This is a genomic window from Exiguobacterium sp. s39 (assembly GCF_018618925.1).
In the GTDB taxonomy this organism is placed as follows: Bacteria; Bacillota; Bacilli; order Exiguobacteriales; family Exiguobacteriaceae; genus Exiguobacterium_A; species Exiguobacterium_A abrahamii.
This window is the reverse complement of the sequence record NZ_JACSNA010000001.1, coordinates 809249-831755: the sequence shown is the minus strand read 5'-3', so window position 1 is coordinate 831755 and position 22507 is coordinate 809249. Positions and strand designations below refer to the sequence as shown.

36 protein-coding genes are annotated in these 22507 nt (G+C 47.2%); 14 read left to right on the top strand and 22 right to left on the bottom strand.

The annotated features are described in order from the left end of the window. Nucleotides 1–123: 123 nt before the first annotated feature. The gene (locus tag KNQ11_RS16885) at nt 124–1029 is read right to left on the bottom strand and encodes a methyl-accepting chemotaxis protein (RefSeq protein ID WP_214769954.1); all 906 of its coding nucleotides are present in this window, start codon (nt 1027–1029) and stop codon (nt 124–126) included. A gap of 264 nt (nt 1030–1293) precedes the next feature. Between KNQ11_RS16885 and KNQ11_RS04355 the strand changes: the two genes are divergently transcribed. Further along, entirely contained in the window at nt 1294–1710 is a 417-nt protein-coding gene (locus KNQ11_RS04355) for a hypothetical protein (RefSeq protein WP_214723089.1), read from the top strand. A 203-nt stretch (nt 1711–1913) separates the two neighbouring features. On the opposite strand, the gene KNQ11_RS04350 is transcribed toward KNQ11_RS04355, so the two are convergent. Further along, entirely contained in the window at nt 1914–2108 is a 195-nt protein-coding gene (locus KNQ11_RS04350; protein ID WP_064300907.1) for a hypothetical protein, read from the bottom strand. Nucleotides 2109–2471: 363 nt separating this feature from the next. Between KNQ11_RS04350 and KNQ11_RS04345 the strand changes: the two genes are divergently transcribed. Continuing rightward, on the top strand, nt 2472–2798 hold the full coding sequence (locus tag KNQ11_RS04345; RefSeq protein WP_214723087.1) for a DUF3139 domain-containing protein: 327 nt from the start codon (nt 2472–2474) through the stop codon (nt 2796–2798). 68 nt (nt 2799–2866) lie between these two features. Here KNQ11_RS04345 and KNQ11_RS04340 read toward each other — a convergent pair whose 3' ends face one another. The 3 genes from KNQ11_RS04340 to KNQ11_RS04330 all read right to left on the bottom strand — a co-directional run bounded on the left by KNQ11_RS04340 (nt 2867) and on the right by KNQ11_RS04330 (nt 4635). Next, nucleotides 2867–3115: a hypothetical protein gene (locus KNQ11_RS04340; protein ID WP_214769943.1), complete on the bottom strand. Its 249-nt coding sequence runs from the start codon at nt 3113–3115 to the stop codon at nt 2867–2869. Nucleotides 3116–3149: 34 nt separating this feature from the next. After that, nucleotides 3150–3326, bottom strand: a complete 177-nt coding sequence (locus KNQ11_RS04335) for a hypothetical protein (RefSeq protein ID WP_156323164.1) — start codon at nt 3324–3326, stop codon at nt 3150–3152. A gap of 559 nt (nt 3327–3885) precedes the next feature. Beyond that, entirely contained in the window at nt 3886–4635 is a 750-nt protein-coding gene (locus KNQ11_RS04330) for an SDR family NAD(P)-dependent oxidoreductase (protein WP_064300902.1), read from the bottom strand. Between the two features lie 82 nt (nt 4636–4717). On the opposite strand from KNQ11_RS04330, the gene KNQ11_RS04325 reads away from it, so the two are divergent. Continuing rightward, on the top strand, nt 4718–5125 hold the full coding sequence (locus tag KNQ11_RS04325; protein WP_214769940.1) for a MerR family transcriptional regulator: 408 nt from the start codon (nt 4718–4720) through the stop codon (nt 5123–5125). Here the strand turns inward: KNQ11_RS04325 and KNQ11_RS04320 are convergent. Beyond that, nucleotides 5095–6168: a threonine aldolase family protein gene (locus tag KNQ11_RS04320; RefSeq protein ID WP_214769936.1), complete on the bottom strand. Its 1074-nt coding sequence runs from the start codon at nt 6166–6168 to the stop codon at nt 5095–5097. The genes KNQ11_RS04325 and KNQ11_RS04320 overlap by 31 nt on opposite strands. Before the next feature lie 124 nt (nt 6169–6292). On the opposite strand from KNQ11_RS04320, the gene KNQ11_RS04315 reads away from it, so the two are divergent. Together KNQ11_RS04315 and KNQ11_RS04310 are read left to right on the top strand one after the other, a co-directional pair. Continuing rightward, on the top strand, nt 6293–6970 hold the full coding sequence (locus KNQ11_RS04315; protein WP_214769920.1) for a hypothetical protein: 678 nt from the start codon (nt 6293–6295) through the stop codon (nt 6968–6970). Nucleotides 6971–7170: 200 nt separating this feature from the next. Next, complete coding sequence (locus KNQ11_RS04310) at nt 7171–7464, top strand: hypothetical protein (protein ID WP_029341604.1); 294 nt, start codon at nt 7171–7173, stop codon at nt 7462–7464. Nucleotides 7465–7523: 59 nt separating this feature from the next. Here KNQ11_RS04310 and KNQ11_RS04305 read toward each other — a convergent pair whose 3' ends face one another. From KNQ11_RS04305 to KNQ11_RS04290, 5 genes are all read right to left on the bottom strand, one after another. Continuing rightward, nucleotides 7524–8645 (bottom strand): GGDEF domain-containing protein, encoded by a 1122-nt coding sequence (locus tag KNQ11_RS04305; RefSeq protein WP_251139630.1) that lies wholly within the window; start codon nt 8643–8645, stop codon nt 7524–7526. A 149-nt stretch (nt 8646–8794) separates the two neighbouring features. After that, nucleotides 8795–9067 carry a phage holin gene (locus KNQ11_RS04300; protein WP_214769901.1) on the bottom strand — a complete coding sequence of 91 codons (273 nt, stop codon included), beginning with the start codon at nt 9065–9067 and terminating at the stop codon, nt 8795–8797. Then, a complete protein-coding gene (locus KNQ11_RS16965) occupies nt 9037–9246 on the bottom strand; it encodes a peptidoglycan-binding domain-containing protein (RefSeq protein ID WP_353049807.1) in 210 nt (69 codons plus the stop codon). The genes KNQ11_RS04300 and KNQ11_RS16965 overlap by 31 nt, the downstream gene beginning before the upstream one ends. A 78-nt stretch (nt 9247–9324) precedes the next feature. Continuing rightward, the gene (locus KNQ11_RS16730) at nt 9325–9672 is read right to left on the bottom strand and encodes a M15 family metallopeptidase (protein WP_251139629.1); all 348 of its coding nucleotides are present in this window, start codon (nt 9670–9672) and stop codon (nt 9325–9327) included. Then, a complete protein-coding gene (locus tag KNQ11_RS04290) occupies nt 9672–10427 on the bottom strand; it encodes a helix-turn-helix domain-containing protein (RefSeq protein ID WP_214769898.1) in 756 nt (251 codons plus the stop codon). The genes KNQ11_RS16730 and KNQ11_RS04290 overlap by 1 nt, the downstream gene beginning before the upstream one ends. 90 nt (nt 10428–10517) lie before the next feature. On the opposite strand from KNQ11_RS04290, the gene KNQ11_RS04285 reads away from it, so the two are divergent. Continuing rightward, the gene (locus tag KNQ11_RS04285; protein ID WP_214769895.1) at nt 10518–11015 is read left to right on the top strand and encodes a DinB family protein; all 498 of its coding nucleotides are present in this window, start codon (nt 10518–10520) and stop codon (nt 11013–11015) included. Nucleotides 11016–11051: 36 nt separating this feature from the next. Here the strand turns inward: KNQ11_RS04285 and KNQ11_RS04280 are convergent, their stop codons facing one another. From KNQ11_RS04280 to KNQ11_RS04270, 3 genes are read right to left on the bottom strand one after another with little or no spacing between them, the layout of a single operon-like run. After that, entirely contained in the window at nt 11052–11537 is a 486-nt protein-coding gene (locus KNQ11_RS04280) for an NUDIX hydrolase (protein WP_214769892.1), read from the bottom strand. Continuing rightward, a complete protein-coding gene (locus KNQ11_RS04275) occupies nt 11534–11830 on the bottom strand; it encodes a DUF402 domain-containing protein (RefSeq protein ID WP_214769889.1) in 297 nt (98 codons plus the stop codon). Before KNQ11_RS04275 ends, KNQ11_RS04280 begins: the two co-directional genes overlap by 4 nt. Nucleotides 11831–11842: 12 nt before the next feature. Then, nucleotides 11843–12067: a hypothetical protein gene (locus KNQ11_RS04270; protein ID WP_214769887.1), complete on the bottom strand. Its 225-nt coding sequence runs from the start codon at nt 12065–12067 to the stop codon at nt 11843–11845. Nucleotides 12068–12222: 155 nt separating this feature from the next. Here KNQ11_RS04270 and KNQ11_RS04265 point away from each other — a divergent pair, with 155 nt between their 5' ends. Beyond that, nucleotides 12223–13332: a GGDEF domain-containing protein gene (locus tag KNQ11_RS04265; protein ID WP_214771877.1), complete on the top strand. Its 1110-nt coding sequence runs from the start codon at nt 12223–12225 to the stop codon at nt 13330–13332. A gap of 103 nt (nt 13333–13435) precedes the next feature. Continuing rightward, nucleotides 13436–13663, top strand: coding sequence for a hypothetical protein (locus KNQ11_RS04260; RefSeq protein ID WP_251139628.1), 228 nt, complete (start codon nt 13436–13438; stop codon nt 13661–13663). 46 nt (nt 13664–13709) lie between these two features. Here the strand turns inward: KNQ11_RS04260 and KNQ11_RS04255 are convergent, their stop codons facing one another. Genes KNQ11_RS04255 through KNQ11_RS04245 form a run of 3 tightly spaced genes read right to left on the bottom strand, consistent with a single transcriptional unit; the run spans nt 13710 to nt 16225 of the window. Beyond that, a complete protein-coding gene (locus KNQ11_RS04255; RefSeq protein ID WP_064300892.1) occupies nt 13710–14396 on the bottom strand; it encodes a polysaccharide deacetylase family protein in 687 nt (228 codons plus the stop codon). 17 nt (nt 14397–14413) lie between these two features. Continuing rightward, nucleotides 14414–15541 carry an MGDG synthase family glycosyltransferase gene (locus KNQ11_RS04250; RefSeq protein WP_064300891.1) on the bottom strand — a complete coding sequence of 376 codons (1128 nt, stop codon included), beginning with the start codon at nt 15539–15541 and terminating at the stop codon, nt 14414–14416. 54 nt (nt 15542–15595) lie between these two features. After that, nucleotides 15596–16225: a DedA family protein gene (locus tag KNQ11_RS04245; protein ID WP_055967846.1), complete on the bottom strand. Its 630-nt coding sequence runs from the start codon at nt 16223–16225 to the stop codon at nt 15596–15598. A 215-nt stretch (nt 16226–16440) separates the two neighbouring features. On the opposite strand from KNQ11_RS04245, the gene KNQ11_RS04240 reads away from it, so the two are divergent. From KNQ11_RS04240 to KNQ11_RS04225, 4 genes are all read left to right on the top strand, one after another. Further along, a complete protein-coding gene (locus KNQ11_RS04240) occupies nt 16441–16983 on the top strand; it encodes a GNAT family N-acetyltransferase (protein WP_214769884.1) in 543 nt (180 codons plus the stop codon). Nucleotides 16984–17009: 26 nt separating this feature from the next. Further along, nucleotides 17010–17813: a hypothetical protein gene (locus KNQ11_RS04235; protein WP_214769881.1), complete on the top strand. Its 804-nt coding sequence runs from the start codon at nt 17010–17012 to the stop codon at nt 17811–17813. Further along, nucleotides 17806–18174, top strand: a complete 369-nt coding sequence (locus KNQ11_RS04230) for a hypothetical protein (protein WP_167507560.1) — start codon at nt 17806–17808, stop codon at nt 18172–18174. Before KNQ11_RS04235 ends, KNQ11_RS04230 begins: the two co-directional genes overlap by 8 nt. 89 nt (nt 18175–18263) lie before the next feature. Beyond that, nucleotides 18264–18545 carry a hypothetical protein gene (locus KNQ11_RS04225; protein ID WP_149427284.1) on the top strand — a complete coding sequence of 94 codons (282 nt, stop codon included), beginning with the start codon at nt 18264–18266 and terminating at the stop codon, nt 18543–18545. Nucleotides 18546–18601: 56 nt separating this feature from the next. Here KNQ11_RS04225 and KNQ11_RS04220 read toward each other — a convergent pair whose 3' ends face one another. Together KNQ11_RS04220 and KNQ11_RS04215 are read right to left on the bottom strand one after the other, a co-directional pair. Continuing rightward, nucleotides 18602–18784: a hypothetical protein gene (locus tag KNQ11_RS04220; RefSeq protein WP_029341587.1), complete on the bottom strand. Its 183-nt coding sequence runs from the start codon at nt 18782–18784 to the stop codon at nt 18602–18604. 128 nt (nt 18785–18912) lie between these two features. After that, a complete protein-coding gene (locus KNQ11_RS04215) occupies nt 18913–19548 on the bottom strand; it encodes an NAD(P)-dependent oxidoreductase (RefSeq protein WP_214769878.1) in 636 nt (211 codons plus the stop codon). Between the two features lie 163 nt (nt 19549–19711). On the opposite strand from KNQ11_RS04215, the gene KNQ11_RS04210 reads away from it, so the two are divergent. Beyond that, complete coding sequence (locus KNQ11_RS04210; RefSeq protein WP_214769875.1) at nt 19712–20143, top strand: Rrf2 family transcriptional regulator; 432 nt, start codon at nt 19712–19714, stop codon at nt 20141–20143. Between the two features lie 17 nt (nt 20144–20160). On the opposite strand, the gene KNQ11_RS04205 is transcribed toward KNQ11_RS04210, so the two are convergent. Further along, on the bottom strand, nt 20161–20337 hold the full coding sequence (locus tag KNQ11_RS04205) for a hypothetical protein (protein ID WP_156501836.1): 177 nt from the start codon (nt 20335–20337) through the stop codon (nt 20161–20163). 90 nt (nt 20338–20427) lie between these two features. Between KNQ11_RS04205 and KNQ11_RS04200 the strand changes: the two genes are divergently transcribed. Beyond that, the gene (locus KNQ11_RS04200) at nt 20428–21288 is read left to right on the top strand and encodes a phosphotransferase family protein (protein WP_214769872.1); all 861 of its coding nucleotides are present in this window, start codon (nt 20428–20430) and stop codon (nt 21286–21288) included. 14 nt (nt 21289–21302) lie between these two features. Here KNQ11_RS04200 and KNQ11_RS04195 read toward each other — a convergent pair whose 3' ends face one another. Both KNQ11_RS04195 and arr read right to left on the bottom strand, forming a co-directional pair. After that, entirely contained in the window at nt 21303–21821 is a 519-nt protein-coding gene (locus tag KNQ11_RS04195) for a hypothetical protein (protein ID WP_214769869.1), read from the bottom strand. A gap of 19 nt (nt 21822–21840) precedes the next feature. Further along, a complete protein-coding gene (gene arr / locus KNQ11_RS04190; protein WP_214769867.1) occupies nt 21841–22242 on the bottom strand; it encodes an NAD(+)--rifampin ADP-ribosyltransferase in 402 nt (133 codons plus the stop codon). Nucleotides 22243–22507: the final 265 nt, after the last annotated feature.

Here is a 22507-nt window from a genome sequence, read left to right as displayed (position 1 = left end):
GTGCCTCCGTTCTGTGGTCAACGGGCTCATCTGTTATATCCCACGCCTTTACTCTTCCAAAACGACTCATCTGACTAAACAAAAAAACGATGGCCCATTGCCATCGCTTTTTCTATATCATTTTCAAATAAACGACCGGAAATCCTCTGTTTGTTGCTCGAGTTGTCGTGCGACCTCTTCGATTGCGGTAAAGCGTTGCATCGTTTCTTTTACCGTCGCAAGGCTCGACGCGACTTCGAGATGGGACGCTTCAATCTTTTTCATCATCGCCATGATTTGACAATTCATCGTTTCCGTATTCGTGCGCACTTCGATAACTGCACTGCCGACTAGGTCCGATAAGTTTTTGACTTCACTTGCAACGACCGTAAAGCCTTTACCGTGTTCTCCAGCCCGTGCCGCTTCGATTGCCGCGTTCAGTGACAACAGGTTCGTCCGAGCAGCAATCTCCTTGATCGTATCAGCAATCTTCGTGATCTCGATAGCTTGGTCATATAGCGTTTCGAACGTCTGTTGGTTTTCTGCCGTTTCACTCGAGATCGTGTTCATCGTCTCTTGAAGCTGGTTGCCCTCTTTCGATCCTTGAATCGACTGCAGATTCAGTCCTTCAGCAAGCGTCTGGAAGCTTTTCGCGTATCCTTGTACCCGGTCAATCCGGTCCGTGATGTTACTGGCGATTTTGACGACACCGACGACTTCTTCTCCCTCAAAGATCGGCATGTAGGTTGCTTCAAGCCACAAGATGTCGCCCCGGGCATCGACTCGTTTGATTTTATCCGCTGTACTGAATCCCGAAAACAGGCGTGTCCAAAAATCTTGATACTCACGGCTGTTCGCGAATTCTGGTGTGCAAAACGTATGGTGCTGTAAGCCAATCATCTCGTCTCGTTTATATTTCATCGTTTTCGCAAACAAGTCATTGACGTCGACGACACGTCGTTGGCGATCAAAATAGATCATCGCGACGTTTGCTTCAAGGCTCGACAAAATCGCTGGTGAGCGTAGCGGTCTCGGTAAGGTTTCATTCATGGTGTCATTAACTCCTTCTATGTATCGTTCATGTACTAAGACAGTTTTTCAAAAGAACAATCTGTACCTATCTATCGTCATCGATTGACCTTTTTTATAGCTGAATCGGCGATTATTCAAGTTGTTTTTCACGAAAACGAAATCACTTCGATAAAAATATTGTGACAGTTACAATCGATACACCATGGCATTGTCAAAAAGCGTAGTAGATGCTACATTTATTAATGTAGTAAATACTACATTTTTTTAAAGGAGGAAATAAAAATGACGCATAACAAGCCCCCTCTATTTTCGAAAGGACAAGCTATCGTCTTGGTCGTACTTGGTGTAGCGTTCTGGTTCGTCGGTGCCCTGTCAGTCAGATTCGGATCTGGAATCGGTATGTTCGAAAACGCTGGAAACGTGATTGCCTTCCTGATCGGTTTACCAGTCTCGTGGATTTCCGTCATCATCATAAAAAAAGTCGCTCGTTTAAATGCTGAACAGATGGTGCCGGGTGTCAGTCTCGGACTGTTAATGGCGACGTTTTTAGACGGAATCGTTCTAACGTGGGGCACATCGCTTTATGGAACGGATCCCTTACTCGTCGGACGTGGGGCAGCATGGATCCTTTGGGGGGTCTTCGCCTTTCTTGCTGCTGCTTTCATCGAGGCGAGACGAATGGGATATAAAATGATCTAAGGCGATGAAATGTGTTCTACAGGACGACAAATAACACAAATAGACCATTGGACTCGTCACTCGTCCAACGGTCTATTTGTGTAAAAGCAGGTGAATTCCAGTGCGTCGGTGAAAAAGATAATAATCGGAATCGTATCGTGATTATCTCGACGATTTAGTTCGGTGGGGTCATATTTAAACAGAACGATTGACTTCAAATGAAATCAATCGTTCTTCGTCTCTGCTTCAGCCTTTTCGATTTGGGCTGATTTGAAGTTGAGATATATGGTATACCCTACTGTTACTATTAAAAAAATGATGCCATACCCGAGTTCCCAATCGAATCCAAAATACAAGATTGACGATGTGATGACGACAATGAGAACTAACCGAATGCTCGATAAATGATACTTACTCATGATTCCCCTCCTTTTCTACCGCCACCGAAGTAGATGTATGTCACGAAAAGAATCAACGTCCACGTAAAAACCGCGAATATGATTTTAAATAGGCCGTCAGACAGTATTTTTGAGATATATAACATGGTCATTAGGATTGAAAACGTTAAATGGTTATTTCTCATTTGTGTAGAGAGCTTATCCCAATTGAGCAGTACAAGTAGTACCGCGACGGGTGCGAGGAGTGCCGTTAGGAAGAAGAACGGAACGTTCCTCATATAGTACGGTATCTCGTCCTTGTTTTTTCCCATCACATATCTCTCCTCATCTTCAATATAGAATACCTAGCTTCTCTATTCATTTCATCGGAACGGATGTGATTGTATGAAAAAAGAAGTACGTCCACTCATCTATACACTTATCGTTCTCGTCATCTTGATAGCTGCCTATCCGACTTACCTCTTCGTTTCTAAAACGATGACTGAAATCAAGATTGAACGAATGTTAGTTGAATCAGAATACGACCAAGATATTTCAAAAAAAGAAACGGTCTTTGAGTCGAAGACCGGAAGATACGTGCTGGAAATCAAATACACGAATGAACCAGACTATACATACAACTATGAAATCGTCGAAGATCATGTACTGACGACTGTATACGACCAGCATCATGTTGAAGTGACTGGCTCCGTTCAACATGAATTAAAGTAGACATCGTACTTTAAATAACAATCGAGCCCATTCAGCGATCGCACGAATGGACTCGATTTATGTACCTCTTAACATTCTTCTTTCATGTTCAGTGATTCTGTCGAGCGAATCGTAATTTGTTTTGTAGCATCATCGATGGATATGACACAATCCCATGTCGGCTTTAACTGAAGGACATCATTTCGATCCAACCACAAGACCGCAGTCAGTTCGATGAAGTCCCCCATCACTACCATTTTTCTCGCCTTCTCATCAATGACAGCATACAGTTCATCATCTAAGTTGATTTTCCAGTCAAAAAATTCACTGACGCTCATTCTCTCTCTCCCAATTCTTCATACGTTCTCTAGATCATTCCGGAGTAGAAAACGTAATCTTCCATTTTTTCCGCGCAATCAATACTACGATCAGTGAAGCCAACAAAGATATTTTCAGCGTCGTATCACTGATGAGGTGTAGCCCGTAATGAAGTGAAAAGAGCATCACGAGTAAGAGAACGACGAGTCCTAAGAACATCATGTTTTTCATTCGATCACCTCTTTTACAATGGTCATCTGACGTTACATCCAATGTTCTGACATGTTTCGTCCAACTTGAATCCCCTTGTTTTAAAATCCGCGATATGTTTAAACTAATACAAGAACACAAAAAAAGGAAGTCGTTCATGATAAAAAAATCCATAAAATACTTTTTATTGTCATTTATGTTGATTGTTATCATCTTGAATCTCTTGAATGGTCGAGTGATCGAAAATGAGCGATTAACGTTAGCCGTGAACATCGCTATCATGCTGATGGCATTATTTTTTATAAGCTTGAGGTTTTCAAAGCGAAAACGTAAATAGAATGCTTATAGCTCTAAAAAGTATGTAAAGGTGGTTAACTCGTGGGACAATTCATGATTTTCGGCGCCTTGATGAATCTTTTGATTATTGGTGCAGTCGTCTATGTCGTTTGGAAATTAGCAAAAAAACTCTTTAAAAAATAAATGATGGATGTCCCTTTTTGATTCATTGCTGAAATTCGTATCAATCATGCTTACATAAGCAAGGTCCCTTTCTCATTCGAAAAAGGGACCTTGTTCCATTTTATCCTGCGTAGTTGAACAATGGACCACGCAATTCGAACTCATACGTCTCACCGTCGACGATGCCGACTATCGCGTCGCTTTCAATCAACTGATGCAGGAAGCCTGCCATTTCAGCCGCCGTATGGTACTTTTTGACGTTCTTGCTGTAGTCGAAACCTGCTTCGCCGCGCGAACGATCCGCAAACTCTGTCTCAGTCGCTGCCGGTGCCAGTACTTTCGCCCGGAGTTTTGCCCCACCTTTTTGCAGTTCTTGCGCTAGCCCTTCCGTATAGGCACTGACATAGAACTTCGTCGCGCAATACGTGACCGCGTTCGGAACGATCCGGTAGCCACCTGCTGACGAGATATTGACGAGCGTCGTTCCTTCAACGTCATGATGATCGCGGACGAACAGACTCGATAGAATCGTCAGCGCCTCGATGTTCAAGCGAAGCATTTTCTCGATTTTCCCGAGCTCAATGTCCTGGACGAGATCAAAATCGCCGAATCCAGCATTATTGATCCACGTCTCGATGTCGAGTTCCTTTAGTCCCTCATATAAATCATGGACATTTTGGTTATCGGCGAGATCGACCGACTTGAGGATGACATCACTATCTGGTGAGATTTGTTTGACTTCATCCCGAAGTTTTTCGAGCTCAGACGTCCGCCGCGCGACGAGAACGAGTGATTTCCCTTTTCCTGCGAGTAGTTTTGCCGTCTCATATCCAATTCCTGAACTTGCTCCTGTAATGACCGTGTACTTCATGTAGCATATCCCCTTTTTGATTTGGTATAGTGAGAGTCTAATCCTTAGAGTGAACTCTAAGTCAAGCAGAAAGGTGAGATGTATGTATACGATTTCTGAAATCAGTCGATTGACCGATACGAGTGCCCATACGATCCGCTATTACGAAAAAGAAGGGCTACTGTTTCCGAAGCGCCAGAACGGTCAACGTCGATACGACGACCAAGACGTGACGTGGCTTCGGTTCGTCCTTCGCTTGCGCGAAACGCATATGCCGATCGAGCAAATCCGTTCTTACGTGACGCTGTTCCTTGCTCACGGCGAGCAGGATACGACGCAAGAACGGCTCGCGTTGCTTGAAGCACACCATGCGAACGTCTTAGCGCAACTGGCAGCATTACAAGAAACGGAGCGAATGATTGCAGAAAAAGTCGACACCTATCGTCACCTCCATCCTACGATTCCCGCTCCTGATGTTGTTCAATCCTCTGAGAACGCCTCCGTCAATTGACGGTAGACCGTTTCACGTTCGTCAGGCGTCAACTCGAGAAAACTATCGCCGATGTTGATTTCCGTCGCACAGCCGCTATCTTTCTCAACTAGATAACCAGCGATACCCACTTTTCCGTTCGACTGGATTTCAATCAATTTTTCCTCGACGACTGCTTTTTCTGCCTCGAAGTAGAGATGAAACATGTTCGAGACTGGCTCTAGGGGACGAGTCGAGATGCCCGAAATCGCATTCAAACTGCTCGCAAGCTCCTTTGCGGCTGCATGGTACTCTGCCATGCGGTCTTTTCGTTGTTCATAATAAAAATCGGCAGACAGAATATACGGATATAGACTGATCAAGTCACCGCCGTAGCGACGTTTCCAGATTCGTGCCTCTTGGCAAAACGGTTCTGGTCCAGCTAAGATTGCTCCTGCGACGCCGCCGAGTCCCTTATAAAAAGAGATATAGACACTGTCAAACAGTTGCGCGATGTCCTTTGCTTCTGCCTCATAATACGGTAAGACCTCAAGTAAACGGGCACCGTCCAAGTGAAGACGGATTCCTCGATCACGGGCATACGCACAGATCACTTCGAGTTCTTCACGCGACGGAAGCAATCCGCCGAGTTCGCGTTGTGGTAGTTCGAGTAACAGACAACTAACGTCCGGTAAAGCTTTGACGTCGTCTATCGTCATCAATCGATCGGCTTCTCCGACTAGTAATGGTTCGATCTCGTGCAATTTCTTTAAACCGTCCTGTTCATGAATCTCAAGGTGACAGAGCGGGTGATACGCGACCTTACGAATGTTCTGTTCATCCGACCAGATACGTAACGCAATCTGTTGCGCCATCGTACCACTCGGGAAAAAGACCGCATCGTCGCGCCCGAGTAAGTCTATCATCTTACGCTCGAACGTCTTGATTAATTCGCCGTTGCCATAAATATCACTTGGTTGATCAGCCGAGACAGTTTGGAGCGCTTCTTGTAACACGCCGACCGTCCGACTACCATGTCCATCTAAACGTTTCGTCGTCTTTTGGTAACTCGATCGTAAATCCATCTCTTTCATTCCCTTCTAAATCAATGACTATTTTTTGAAAAAATCAAAATATTCCCTCTCTACTTTTGCTATACTGTGTAGCGAAAGTCTGTTAAACGTACTCGTCAAAGGAGGTGTCCCTATCGTGAAAACGCTTCGCACTCGCCTATTGCTTCTTATTCCACTTGTCTGTCTACTACTACTCACCATGCAACAATTCGTCCCGTCGCTCTATACGTCACTTCTTGGACGAATTGATCCAGCAACGAATACATATTGCGTCGACCGTTGCGGTCCAAAGGAATCGATCTTCGATACGATCGAAGAAGGAACGTCTTATGGCGAGAGCACGGTCACGATGAGCGAAGTCGATCCACCAGCTCCATGGTTCCGGACAGGGTTCGACTCTTCGGTGACGACACCTCCTTATCTTCTCATACTATGTCTCATTCTCCTGTTTTGTAGCTGGTTTTTCTGGCATTATCTCCAGTGGTTGCGTCGACCTCGTATCGATCCATCAGGGTACGTGCTTCCGCCACGATTTCCAATCTTCATCTATGAGACAAAAGACCTGCCTGCTGACTCGATTCGAAAACAACTCGCTCACTTTAATGCACAATTGCCGCTGTCCTTACAACGCCTGACCCACGAGACGGTAACGGAATGGTTCGACCGAATTGCGTTCCCTTCTCCTGTTGATCCGCTCTACTTCGAAGTGCGATACGGGAAGGTGCCTGTCATCTCGACGCATCAATTGACCTTCTTCGTTCAAGCGATGGAGCAGTATCTTCGGACATGCCAAGTTCAATCATCGATCTCTTGAATCCTGCCGCCCTGCTCAGTGAAGCTCGGCGGTTTTTCTTTTGCTGTCGAGTAGGATGACATCTTAAAAAAACGTTTCAAGTGTTTTTAAAGTTTGGATTGACTATTTTTCAAAATCAGACGATTAGTTGCCAGAAAACTGGGTAATATAGACTATAGTAGAGAAAAAGTCGTTCAACCAGGAGAGTGAGGTGAGAGAAGATGATCAGTGCACAAGAAGCCTATTACATCAAGAAGGAATTGAATGAAAAGTTCGAGGATCCGCGGATTTCCTGTGATTTTTCAATCTTTTCGCTTGAACCGTTCCAACTTCTCTTGCACGTCCAAGAAGATGTCGATGAGCTCAGTACTGAAACACGATATGGCTTAAGCCGCAAGATTCGGTCCCAGCTCAAACAACTCGATGCACGTGTCGGTGGTGTTCCCGTCAAAGCGGTCTATGTCATATCGGCGCCTCTCATTTCCGATCGATCGTATTGCGTCATCTTACAATGAAAAAATCCCTCACGTGAGCATCGCATCTCACGTGAGGGATTTTTGTCGAATTCATATTTTCAGCCTGCCATGTCACCGATTTGGTTCCGACCATTCTCTTTCGCCCGATACAACGCTTGATCGGCTTGATCGATCACCTCTTTTTCCGTCGTCTCTGCTCCGGGTACAAGCGACGTCAAGCCAAGACTGACACTGACCCGGCAAAGTGGTTCATAGCGTTCATGTACGATATTCAAATCGAGAATGTCCTGACGAATTCGTTCTGCAATGTGCCGGGTTTCTTCTGCTCCACGCGACAACAAGACCGTGAACTCCTCTCCTCCATACCGAGCGACTTGTCCATGCCGTGCTTGACGCTTCAAGACGCGGGCGACTTCCTTTAAACATTCATCCCCTTTTAAATGACCATACGTATCATTATACGATTTAAAGGCATCGACATCGATCAAAATCAGGGAGAGTGGTGTCTGCTGTTGTTTGGCTTCTTCGAGGAGATGTTCCAATCGTTCATCGAACGCCCGCCGATTCGAAATACCGGTCAAGGCGTCGTGAAGCGAACGATGAATCAAGGCTCGTTTACTGCGTTCCATCCGAAACGTCTGGATGAAGGCAATCAAGACAAGAACGGCAATGCTTGCGACAACGACGATGACCCATTTCGCAGCACTCGATGCTTGCTCGGAACGATTCGTTGCTTCGGCGATGATTCGGTTGACGTCCGTCCGTAGACGGGCATCAATCGGGCGAAACGTCTCGATGAACTGCATCCCTTGATAACGCTTTGCCTCAGCGGCTGCTTGATCCCCGTTTCGAACGAGTGCCAGTTGAGCATCATAAAATCGGATGGCTGTCTCGATCCGGGGAATCGCTTCCGTTCGGACGAGCTTTCGCATGATCGGATGATTCTCATCGAGTTGATTGAGTCGTTCGACCGTTTGATCTAGCCGATCAATCGTCCGATCATACTGCGCTAGATCCGCCTCGTTCGGTGAGAGGATGTAACTGCGAACGACCAGTTCAAGATTTAGTATCGCCGGAAACAACTCCGCTGCTTCCGTCGAGATCGGAATCGCCTCGTTTAAGATGCGTGCATTCTCTCGTTCGATTTTCAGGAAAGCTTGATAGCTCCAAACGCTTGTAAATAAAAGCGCACAGAGTGCCAAAAACAAATAGCGCTGCAACGTTGACCATTTCACAAAAAGACCGACCTTTCTTTCTCTTTCTAATTGACTAAAGTCTATCCCTTCTATCGGTGTCTTGAAATCAAACTGTTAGTCGTTTGTATGAAATAATGCCCGTTGCCGACACATTCCAAACGCTTCCAGGCTTTTTAATCGGTCAGGGATGTGTTTTCCAGCTGTTCCTGTGACTGCCTTCGTCTCAGTGCCCGTTCTGTCACGTCATTGTTCTTCCACCACGCGACGAGGAGACCAACCAGTCCGACTAGACCCGTCACGAATCGCTCGACGTCACTCGACGTCACTGGCAATGCTGTAAAACCGAGCGTCGGTAAGAGTAACTCAAGAAAAACATAGAGCGGAATCAAGAGGCGGATCCACGCCTGAAGACGAATCATGGCGACACCGGAAAAAGACGACGCCATGTTTGCGGACCAACGATTCCGTCAGCGACTAGACGACATGTCTGTTGGAACGTTCGAACGGCGTGCGTCAATCGGGCATCAAAGATTCCTGTCACCACAAGACCCAAGCGTTTTTCGATTGCTCGGACGAGTTCCGGTGCTTGGATTCGTTCCCGTAGATAGTGTCCCGGTTTTGGCACATGATGGCGGGCAAGACTGACATGATCGTACAGTTCAAAATGTGGGTAGTCGGGAAAACGAGACCAATCACCTCCCCATTACATTCCGCGTCGTTTCATCGCTGCAACGATTCGCCGGAGTCGCGCGTCTGGCGGAGAAAGGAATAATGCCCCATCCTGATAGAGAAAGACGTCGATTGCGACACCGAAATTATGGTTTGATTGTCCACCGCGGGCTTGCGTCACGATGGGTCCTGGTGTCGTCCGTCCTTTTGCATACAATACGTTCTGTTCCGCGATGCTCCGAAAGCTTTGCGCTATACCGAGTTTGATCCCATGCGGATACAGCTCTTGAATCACGTCACGCGCGATCCGGATGACAGACGGATGCATGCCAGGAACGGATAGTTTTTGATTGGCACGTCGGAGTAATTCTTCTAGTTGCATCAAGCTCCCTCCCTTGTCAGTGCTTGTAATAATTCTGCAATTTCGACGTCGTCAGGTATGGTCTGTTTCTCTTTATGGTTTGCTTCATATGCTCGTTGCGCTGCTTTTTCTCGTTCCAGCCAATTCGGTAATTGAAATAATGAAGTGTCTCTTCTTGAACGTTTGGTTCCTTGTTTCGGACGTACTACCGCAGTTCCGTTCGCAAGACGTTTGACGACTTGCTCGATGTAACCGAAATGACGACTGTTCGCCCGCGCCGCTTCTTCGATCGCATACTGGATGCGCTCAATCGGATGGTCTGTTGCCAGCTGTAGCAATTCCTGCTCGATTCGTGGTGTCGCTTTACCTAGATTCGTTTCGTACTGCTGCACCAGTTCCTTTTTTAAAGTCGTTTTCTTCAAGACTTCTTCTTCGGAGTCAGCAGATACCTCGGGGGCAGTCGTCTCGTGACTCGCCGGGGAAGGTATGTCGGCACGGGGCAGGACACGGTAAGCATTCGAGGTCTGTCCCCCGTGTTTCGTGAACCGTTCGACTTTCTCGATCCGACCGCTTGCAATCAAGGACTGGATACACGACTTGACCGTCGATTTACTGCACGGAACAGCGTCGGCGATCGTCTGATAGGACGGGAACGCTTGACCATCCTGACCGCTGAAGCTCTCAAGAATCAGGTAGATCATCTTTTCATGGACGGACGCGAAGGTCGTGCCGCTCCGTAAGAGCGTATGGGGAACCGGAAGATATGGGACTTGCATGGTGATTCCTCCTTTCTAGGAAATATGACAGGAAGAAGTCGAGGATTGTTCGAAAAGAATAGGGAGATGTTTTTTGAGAGGAGTGACAGGATGAACGAACTATTCACCTATTATCTACAGGAGCTTGATCACTATCAACCGGATTCCTTGATTCATCATCTCGATCATGACACATGGTCGATCAGTCAGATGTACGATCATCTGATCGTCGTCAGTCATGAGTATTTGGATGAGGTCGAGTCGTGCCAGTTCGCACCCGTGACCACGTCCGGAAAGTCACCGTTTGGCGAAAGACTGTTTGCTGCCAGTGCGTTTCCGGCGACACCGATCCGGTTACCGGATGCGATGAACGCACCACCGGACGAGACGGCTCATGTCGACCGATTGCGGACGCGTTGGCTGCAACTGATCGATCGTCACACTGCACTTGCTTCCATCGCAGAGTCGGCACCCGCTGACCAAAAGACGCAACACGGTGGGATGGGCTGGTTGAATGCCACCGAGTGGTATGCTCTCGTCACGTATCATCTCGCCCACCATCGCCATCAAAAACGACGGCTTGATGCTGCGTTAGCGAATCGCTCATAAGAAAAAGCGCTCTCCGTTAGCGAAGAGCGCTCCTATTCATTTCAAGACGTCCCAACTCGAAAAGTGTCGTGCCTCAAGATCGAGTTGCTGTTCCTCGATCCAGCGAAACGCTTCAAGTACGAGCGGTGACGCGTTATCAATCGAGACGTCACCCGCCTTGACCCAGCGCGCACCGAGCGAGTCTTGTCCGACAAATTGTTCAGGGATACTAAGCGTTCCACCCGTCTGTCGGACGAGATAAAAGACAGCGATGTGATGGACTTCTTCGAACTCGCGCCAATCCCACGGAAGCTTGAAGTCCGCGACGCCGATCTGCCGTTCGAGTGCCACCTCGAGCCCTGTCTCTTCCGTAAATTCCCGGCGCATCGCCGTAGCGAGCGTCTCCCCTTCTTCAAGGCTCCCCCCTGGTAAGTCATAGCGATTGATATACGGTCCACCATTCTTGTCGATGACGAGTAAGGCATCATCCTTCATCAATAATCCATAGACACCGAATGCCCGGTGGCAACGAATCGTCTTCATGTGTCATTCCCCCTTCTCTTCATCTGCAGAACGGTCGGGATGAATGGATCCAAAAAGCCGTCAAACGGAAACTGTTGCTGCGCGATTCGCTGTTGTAGTTTCAGTAACGATGCACGAGCTCGTTTAATCACATCAGTCGGATAGTCGTACAATTGTTGGTTCTCTAAAAATTCGTCCTCGTCGACGACCGTCCACACTCCCTCTCGATGGACGAGATCGAGATCGAGATCAATGAACGATAAGGTATTTCCTTGAAGTACCGGCGGTAAGCAAATGTTACAGTAGTACGTCACTTCTCCCGTCCGCTATATATCGAGACCGACCGTAAAATCAGCATCAAGCGGATAGAATTCCAGACTATAATTGTCATATGTATAAACCGCTTCGCGACGATGATGTAAAAGTGTCCGTCCTGGCGTATTCGCGACGAGCAGATACGCTTCCGTCTGAACAAGAACGTCTCCGTCCCACGAGTAGTGCGGACGTCCGTCAAACTTCCGCGCTTCAATCGTTAGATGTTTCGGTTCCAACCTCATCCCTCCCTTTCCCTAAAGCTCTCTTATTTTACCAAATGATCATATCGAAGCAAGTCTTTACCTGATTTACTAAAATTTTGAGAGTCTCTCGTTGACATCCTTTATCAAACTGCTATCGTGAAGGTATCATACTCAAGGATGTGGAACCGATGTTCATTGCCGAGTTGTTATTGAATGCTTGCATCGCCTTCACCGGCTTTTATTTGATCGCCAAAATCATTTATAGTCAACGTCTCGCGTCAAGTAGCTTGAAATCCCTCATCGTCGGTCTCGCGACCGGGCTGCTCGGGGTGCTATTGATGTTTAAGGGAATCGCCGTCAACGAGTCGTTACGAATGGATTTGCGACATTTACCGCTCGTTCTGCTCGCCTTTTATGGCGTCCGCTCGCCACTGATCATCGCGACGCTAATCATCGGTTGTTCCCGGTTCTATTTCGGTTGGACACCCCAAGCAGTCGTCGCCTTTCTCGCTGTCCTTGGCATCAGCTCCGGGATGTACTTCATCCACAAACGGCTGCTCCAACGACCATTCTTGCAAAATCTCATCATGAACGTTTGGGCCTTGTTCATGATCTCGATTGCTGTCTCGATTAATCTCGGCTTTAGTGATGCCGCTCTTCGTTTGCTCGCTTCGACATGGACGATCGGACTCGCGGTCGGACTCTTATCGAGCCTGTTGACGATTGATTTTCAGTTGCTTAACGAACAGGTGCAACGCTATAAACAATCAGCGGAACTCGATCACTTGACAGGACTGTACAATCGCCGTGTTTGGGACGAACGGACGGCGTTGCTCGAAGAAGAAGGACGTGTCTACAATGTGCTCGCACTCGACATCGACCACTTCAAGCATGTCAACGATACATACGGGCATGCGAACGGTGATCTCGTCTTACAACAATTCGCACGGATCTTACAGGAAGAAACGCGTCCGCACGATATCACGGCGCGCATCGGTGGAGAGGAATTCATGGTCCTCGTCTATGATTTGACGCCTTCGAAAGTCGCGAAGGTCGCTAACCGAATCCGGGAGCGAATCGCGAACACGCGCTTTCAGCTCGACGGTTTTCCCGCCATCTCGATCACAGCATCCGTCGGCATCGCCCATGGGAAACACGTTGCTGCCCAGCGGATGAATATCCTTGCCGACGAAGCGTTATATGCCGCCAAGGAACAAGGGCGGAACCGTGTCATTCTGTACGAGGTCGATGCTGAGGCAGCCATGACGACACAAGACCGCGAACCGGTCCGTTCTTAATCTTTATCATACGCATTCGATTATTGAGTAGATTGCGCTGGATGATGCAAAAACAGATCATCCATCCATAAGGAGTGAAGCAATGAAATCCGATTTTGAGTTCATGACGACATCAGAAGCGATTCTATTCGTCAGTTCCTTGTTCATGTGGCTGTACATTGGGCGTCATTTCGTCATGATCACGACGTTTGATGACTTATTTTTAACACAATCGTGGTGGTTACTACTTCCGCTCATCACCTTCATCTTATTCTTACGCTCGTTCGTCGTACGACGCTTGATCCTCCATCATAGTCAAGCAGACGAGGACGACATGTCACGCAATGCTTAATCCATGCAAAAGAGGACTTACCATGAAACCGGTAAGTCCTCTTTCTTTATGCTTGATCGATTCGCCGAAACTGTAAGCCGCGTGCTTTCCACTCCGGCAAGAGTTCTTTCAGCGCCGCAATCGTCTGCACGGGTGCTTGTGGATCTGCACCGAACGTATCCCCATTATCATGGAGCAAGATGATGTCTCCTTCTGACACATTTGATAGCAGCCGTTTGATTTTTGCCTTTCCGCCCTCTAGCTTCCAGTCCTCTGCCATCTTCGACCAGAGAATCATGTTGTAAGAAGGAGGACAAAGGACATCTCCAGCATTAAGCGCACCCCACGGTGGACGATAGACCGTCGGACGTTCGCCCGTGATCCGTTCAATGATTGTAGCCGTCCGCTCGATGCCTGTCCGGACGGTCGACGGTCGCATCGACCAGTTCGGACGATGGATATAATTGTGGATACCGACTTGATGCCCTTCTTCGTGCATCCGGCGAATGAGGTCCGGATGTTCTTCTGCTTTATGACCCACGACGAAAAACGTCGCATGAATGCCTTCTTGTTGTAAGAGATCAAGAAGTTCTGCCGTATAGACAGGATCTGGACCATCATCGAACGTCAAGGCGACGGATCGTGAGTCCAGTGATTTCGTCACGCGCCATCCAAAGACGCGTGACGCCATATACGGAACGACCGTATAGGCGAGTGTCGCGAGAACTCCCGCTGTGACAAGACGTGAACGCATGTAAACTAACTCCCTTATTATCCATTTACTTTTTGACGACGATCTTGCAGGCAACCCGCAATCCGTTCAGCGAAAAATCGCTGATCGGCCATGACGCGATCATTTTGATACTGTGTGACCGCTTGTTGCCAAGCGTGCATGACGTCCGGATTCTCAAGCGTCCGACGGATGACGTCCGCGAGTGTATCCGTTTGATTAAAGGAGAACGCCAGCCCTTTCTCCATCAAATACGTGCGATTGATTTCTTCTTGCCCCGGTAGGACGTGTTGAATGAACAGCGGTATACGTTTTTCGAACGCTTCGCTAACCGTCACGCCACCCGGCTTCGTGACGATCGCATCCATCCGTTCATACAGTTGATTCATCTCATCCCTTGAATCGATATAGGCGAGTGGATGGATATGTGGATGACGTCGCGTGGCTAGTCGTTTATAGAGCGTCTGATTGTTCCCGCACAAGACATGAAAATCTGCTTCCGCACACTGTTCGATTTGCGTCAGCAACGTCTCGAGTTGACCGAGTCCACCGTTTCCGCCAGCAACAAGAATTTGTTTGCGGGACTGCGTCGAACGAATGATGGAACCACCAGAAATTGCTGGATGGACAGGGATTCCTGTTACGAACAACCGCTCTTTTGGTACAGCATGGTGCGCGTGCAATTCCCGCCTCGCCTCACGATTCGGCAACAGATGATACTCGATATGCTTCTTTCCCCAGACGCGACTGACGAATAGATCGGTATAGGCATTGATGACGGGTACATCACAAAGGTTTCGTTCCTTCAATTGATTCAAGAGATAGGACGGAAATGCATGCGTACAGATGATGACATCCGGTTGTTCCGTTCGGATGATTCGTAACATCTGCTGTTGGAAATAATGTGACGTCCATCCCCTTGAGCGCGCGTTACTTGAACGCCCGGCAATATGCCGATGGTAAAAACGACTATAACCGTTTGAGAAATGTCGAATCCAGTTCAGATAAAACTTCGATGTCACCCATTCCGCGAACGGGCTGATCGTACTGAGTAACTCTACTTCCTTGACTTCAACATCTGGTCCCTGCAATCGTTCAGCGATGGCTTCCGCGACGAGATGATGACCGGATCGCATCCTTAAAAAAGGAAAGATCACTATTTTTTGCATCGTATGTCCACTCCTTCAAACTATCCGCAAAAATCCTTTAAAAAGAAGTATCGCTTAGTCTTCTTTTCCCGCTTGGTTTTTCCCTGAAACGACGCGTTTTTCAAGCCGTTTACGCTTGAGCCATTTGACGAGTACACCGAGCAGGAACAACACGAGTAAGGCAAGTCCGAAATACGGTACGACTTCCGGCTTGATATGGAACGTTTTTCCGGCAAAGTGACCGAGTAAGACGAAAGGAACGACCCATAGCGCGGAACCAAGTGCTGACACCCAGAAATAACGACTGAACGGAATCTGCTTCATCCCCGCAAAATACGGATTGATTTGCCGTACGCCCGGAATATAAAGACCCGCGATGATCGTCCGATTGATGCGTCCCATGTAGCCGTTTGACACCCGCTCCCAGCGCTCCCTCGTCAATCCGATGAACCGACCGTATCGTAAGACGGTCGGTCCAAAGAAGCGCCCCGCGCCATATGCCGTCAACATGCCGACGTACGTTCCGGCGAATGCCGTCAAGATTGAATAAATCAAACGTTCTTCGTTCTGACCACTTAAGATACCAATCAGGACGAGTAGTGATTCTTCCGGTGCCGGGATCCCGACGATGCCAAAAAATAAAAAAATGAAAATAACGCCATATCCATAGGCATCGAGATACTGGTTGACCGTATCCATGTTCATGTTGTCACGTCCTCTACTGCTGTCTCTCTGTACTGTTTCATCGTCTTCTGACTATGTATTCGTTCCTGTTCATGCAATTCCTTTTTTAGAAAAATTAAAACCCGTTTTCAGCTAAAAATTGACCTGTTCTCGTACCTCTCCTCGTGACAGTTCTCAGCATTTAGGCGATGATGAAGAGAGTGAACTATATCTTTAAAGATAGAAGGAGGATGACGATGAAAGAGACTGAACAATTGAAAATTCGCCCTCTCTCGATCGAGAGTATTCCACTCGTCAATGATGCCAACGATCCGTTTCCAATCATCGGACGCATCGTTCCGCAGTTTTCCGGTACCACCTGGTCCTACACGGAAGAACTTTATGAAACAGTTACCGAGACCCATTTCCCGGACGACCGTCTCGATTGGTCTACTTATATTGATCATAAAGATCGTATCGTCCTACTCGCCTTCTCCGGCACTTCTTGTATCGGTCAGATTCGTCTCGTACGTGACTGGAACCGTTTCGCCTACATCGAGAACATCGCCGTTAAACAAGCGTTTCGTAAACTTGGCGTCGGACACCAACTGCTCGCCGCTGCGACGAAGTGGGCACAGCAACGTGAGTTGATCGGTCTGTCCCTTGAAGCACAGGACGATAATCTGATGGCTTGCCGGTTTTACGCGCGAGAAGGCTTCGTCCTTGGCGGTGTCGATAGCCTAAAACAATCCGCCAATCCAGACATCGATCTGACGCTGTATTGGTACAAACTATTTTGAGCAACAAACGGAAAGGACTTATTTCTATGGCATCAATCGTAAAGAACAGTTTCATTTCCGCGATATTGTTCGCTTTCTTGTACGCACTGATTGCTGGGCTTGAGATGGGGGATCCAGCAATCTACGGCACGTCCTTCACCGACTTCTTCCTGATTGGTCTACTGTTTGCCGGTCCAGTCATCCTAATCGGCGCACTCTTGACAGAAGGGCTGCCGCGCCTGTTATTCCGTTCGACTATCTCATTCGCACAACGGATCATCCTCAATCAGGTCGTCGCGTTGTTCGCAAGTATCGTCCTCTATCTACTTGTGCAACCCAATCCATTTTCGTTCTATTTTGTCTTGTTCTGTTCTGGAGTAGCATTAGTGTATCTTCTTGTCTCCGAGTCGGCACGGAAGTATCCGTCATTTCTCCCCTATCTGTTCGGGTGGCTTGGTCGGACCGTCCTCAGCTTCTTTTTGTTTCTCCATTTGTTTGGATCGATGACGATGATGATTCCGTTTCTGTCTTATACGGAGCAGTTGGTCAATGAACAGTTGGACGCTGTCATGCTACTGTTCTTCAGCAGCATTGCGATTGCTGATATGCTGTTAGCTGTCCGTTTCACGAAGCGTTCGCTTCCGTGGACGACGCATCTCCTCGTTCATCAAGGCACGGTCTTCGTGTTTGCTGGCGCGTTCATTTTGTTCACTTCACTTCCTGCTTTATTTTTCATCGGAAACGTAGTCGCTGCCTTTTTATATGTGATGGTCACCCGTCTATTCATCGTCATGAAAACCGGGAAGGAGGAACACCATGATCCGTCTGTCATTTCGACTACTGATGACTAACTGGATTTTTTTGATGCTGTATCAACATCTCCCGTCGTCACCACGCCTTATGGCCGAGACGGACGCTGGGTATTATTCAGGTGTTTTCGAGACATTGCTGTCGTTTATGATTGTCATCACGGTCGGCGGCATCCTGACTGACGCGATTCGTTACTTCGGCTTCCGAACGCGTCCACTTTCCTTTACATCACATCTCTTTCTGAATCAAGGCATCGCCTTCCTTATTGGTGGCATCTTATTAATCGTCTTCAATGGTCTGTTTCAACCGCTCTATTTTCAGGCGATTGCGAGTAGCGCCGCCTTCCTCTATTTTTTGTTGACACGTTTGACATTACTATACAAAAACGATTCAGTTGTTTGAAATCAGCCACATTCTTACATTTTTGTTAGATAAGAATGACAAGCTGGGCATTATACTGAATGTATCGTTCAGTAAAGGAGACATGCCGCATGTTTCGTCAAAAATCACTTTTGTACTTACTCATTTTTTTGTCCTTCGGTTTCGCTTTTGACACGATCACTGGAGCGTCCCTCATTCCGTTCGTTGAACCCCTTCATGAATTGATCGCCTCACTTGCGTTGACGATCACGACCGCCTGTTTGACACTGTTCTTTCTGTTCTACCACGGTGTTCGTCCGCATCTTGAATTACTGATCGTCCTCCCCTTTTTGATTTTGACGAGCGGCATTACGTTCTTGTTCGTCTTCTTGAACGCAATGACTGTCATTTAACGTCACTAAAAGCCCGTCTTCTTGAAGGAGACGGGCTTTGATCGGCAATATGTAGATCACGGTTTGGCATGAAGCTCCAGCAATGGATCGCTTTCACTCGGCCAATTGATTTGTCCCTCGTAATGATCCTCGATCGTCGCGACCGGTTCCGAACGTTCGAACCGGGACGGTTGTGTTGATGTCGTACAGACGATCAAGACAGCTAATAGACTGATGATACTAAAGCATCGTCGCATCATGATTTGAGCTCCTTTAGTCGTTTCTATTCTCATATTAAACAAACCATGCTACTATGCCATCCGTCCTCCGCTGTATCTCTCACTCCGCCCATTAAAAAAGACCGACTACGTAAGTCGGTCTGACACCATCACCCTTGTTCGCCAACGACCGAGAATCGTTCGTTGAGATGTTGCGCGTTTTCTAGCTCATCGACTACCGCGATGGCGTAATCCGCGTAACTGATGTAGCTTTCCCCTTTTGCGTTTAAAATCATCTGCTCACCGCCGACTGTATACGCTCCTGTACGTTGACCGCTCGGATCAAAGAATCCAGCGGGGCTGAGATACGTCCATGTCACGTCTTGTTGCCCTTGCAGTTCGATCAAGTTTTTTCCCATGTTCGAGGCTGTCGGATAATACGCTTCCGGGAAATCCGGTGTTTCCATGACACGTACTGTATGCTCGGCATCAACGAATAGGCTTCCCGCACCACCGACGACGAAAAGTCGTGTCTTGCTTCCTGCTAACACGTTGATTAAATGACGCCCGACTTCGATATGTTTCGTCTCCTCACCCGGTGCTGCATTGAACGCATTGACGATGGCGTCAAACCCGTTTAAGTCATCTTTCGTCAGTGCGAGTACATCACGCTCGAGAATCGTGACGTTTGCCGTCACTTTTGCCGCGTTACGGACGATTGCCGTGACGTCATGACCACGTGTGATTGCTTCTTGTAAAATCAATTGCCCTGCTTTTCCTGTTGCGCCGATGATTCCAATGTTCATGATGATTCCTCCTTTTGATATGTAACTATTTCGATTACATGTAACTAATATAGTTACAATTACTTTGTTTGTCAACAGTGTTGTTCCTATTCCCCGTTTCTTGCCAAATGAACAATACGACGTATAATGAGAGAACAATGTTTTTAAGAAGGAGGGTCATCCGTTGGCCATCAGTACACGTTTTTCCGTCGGCATCCATATTCTCTCGTTGATCGCGACCGACGAGAAGATGACATCCGACTTGATTGCTGGCAGCGTCAATACGAATCCGGTCGTCATCCGTAAAATCATGAGCATGTTGAAGAAAGCTGATTTGATCGAGGTCCGTCCGGGTGTCGCCGGTGCGCGACTTGCCCGTCCGTTATCTACTATCACGCTACTTGACGTCTATCACGCCGTCGCTGTCGTACCGGACAAGGAATTGTTCGGCGTCCATGCCGCACCGAATCCAGACTGCCCGGTCGGACGAAACATCCAATCGACGGTCACACCCATCTTCGAGCTCGCACAATCCGCTCTTGAGAAGGTGCTCGCTCACGTCACACTGGATGATATCGTCAGTGAAATTGAACAAAAAGAAGCATCGTCCTCGTAAGGGCGATGCTTCTTGCTTTAGAAAAACCATTGATATAGTAGATATCCTCCACCGAGGACGACAAGCACCGCGAGCATCTCCAGACCACGCATCCCGTCGTTTTGCCCACGTGGTACGGCACTACCGAGACCTTGATCGACACCATCGCGGAGATGATCGAGTGGTTGTTTCTTTTCTTGTTTGAAGCGAGACATTAGAACGACCCCTTTTTTACATATTGTACCACTAGAACCTTCTCTTGTAAGATAGATAATGAAGTAGATAAAAAAGAGAGTTGGTGTTTAATGTATAAGTGGAACTGGTCGCACTATGTTTCAAGTAATTCACCAATTACTGCCAAACGTTTAGATGGTGGGTATACGAATGATGTCTACTTGATTGAAACGGATTCGTTTCAGCAAGTCGCAAAAATCGGTGCGCACCGCTCGGTCATGACCGAAACGAAGGCACTTCAGCTGTTACACGATGCGCCAATTGTCCCGAACGTATTGCGAGTCGTTGATTTACATCCTGCTTGCCTACTTTTCATGGAGTATCGAACAGGGCAGCCGATGCAAGAACGGATTACGCAGATGCCGCATTATGAAATTGAAAACTTGTACGTTCGATTAGGTCACCTACTTGCGACTTCAATCCATTCAATCAAGTATTCGAGTAAATCACCCCTCCCACTTGTTTCGATTGCATGGACGGGCAATGTTTCATTCGTTCCTAACAAGTGGGCAGATGAAAGTCGTTCATGGATTGAACGTTTTTTTGGTAAAACAGAACACGTCTTTTCACACGGTGATTTTGGGATTCATAATGGATTGATCGATGACCATAACCTGACATTACTTGACTGGGAATGGGCATGCTTCAGTAATCCGCTTCTCGATATTGGCTGGATGTGTTGGTTTACGTCCTTTCATTACCCAAACTCAAGTCACCTATGGCTGATCAAGTTTTTGGATGCTTATCAATCTGAACGTACATGCCTTCTCACTGTTGATCACCTACTGGCTGCAAACCTCGTTTCCATTTGGCGTATCTTGCATCGACTCGAGAATGCTCCTGTTGTGACGCAAAAAGAGTGGACCAATCGTCTCGTCTTCACCTTATCATCGGACTATCGACGGCATCTTGAACGACTCGTCAATCGATGAGGGAAATGATGACATCATCTCTCGCTTCCGATGAACGCTTGACAGCCCATCTTTTCAACGATCAAAACATCCTTCTCGAAGCGTTTGATAGAATGGTTTGATGCTTGTTCGTCAATCAAATTCGGATGACCGAAGCATACATTTAGTATCGAATTGAGTTTCTCTGCCTCACCACCGATGAAATAGTGAGACATATATGTGTTGTCCTCAGAAGCGATGACGACGAATGTCGCCATATCAAGCACTCCTTCGACGCTTTCTGCTGTCAGGAGTTTATCTTTCGCAGATGCTCTCTGAAAGTCATACGATTCGATGGAGGCAATCCTACCTTGCAACAGATCAAGAATTGATTTTCGATAGACACAATAGACTGCAACGATCGTTTCAATAGGTGGAACGAATGGATCTTCGAGGATCGTGATCAATCGCTCATCGTCTTGATTCAGGCGGATGGCATGCAAGTGATTGACCAATAACTGATCAATGACATTCACGTTCGTCGGTTGGATCGATTTAAAATCATGTACAGGCAAGTTTTCTCCCCCCGCTCTTTTAGTCGATGATCGTATCCTTTCCTTCTGCGCGTAACCGCTGCAGAGATGCTTTCATCGTCTCAATCTCTTCATCCGTATGCCGTTCCCATGTGCTGAGTTCAGCAATGATTTTCACAGGTTCCGTCGAACGATACGACCGGGTCGGATTGCCTGGGAACCGTTTGTTCGTCAAGTTCGGATCATCCTCGTACGCTCCGAGTGGCTCGACGAGGTAGATATGCTCCGGAGCGTCAGATTGTGCGAGCTCCGCGCCCCACTTCGCTGCATCAAGTGTTGCTGTGAAATAGACATGCTGGAGCGGTCGTTCACGAAAATTCGACGCGTGCCCTGGTTTCAATTCGTCACCGATTCGCAACGTGGCTTTCGTGCCATGGAAAAACGGACCTTCAACTGGTTTCATATGCTCGCCTCCTGAATAAGTAATTTCATTTAGTATAGTAAGAGTATATGCTAAGAAATAGTCTATTTTAAAAGATAAGTTCTCGGTATACTTAAGTTTAGAAACTAATAATTATTTTAATGAATGAAATCCGTTTTTTATTAAATTAATCAAATTAACTTTGAATGTAATAGATATTCGAGTGCGATTATTAATCAAGCTCGAATATTTTTTGTTTTTTTAAGCAAGATAATTTTTTATCGTCAATTGACTTTCACAATTAATT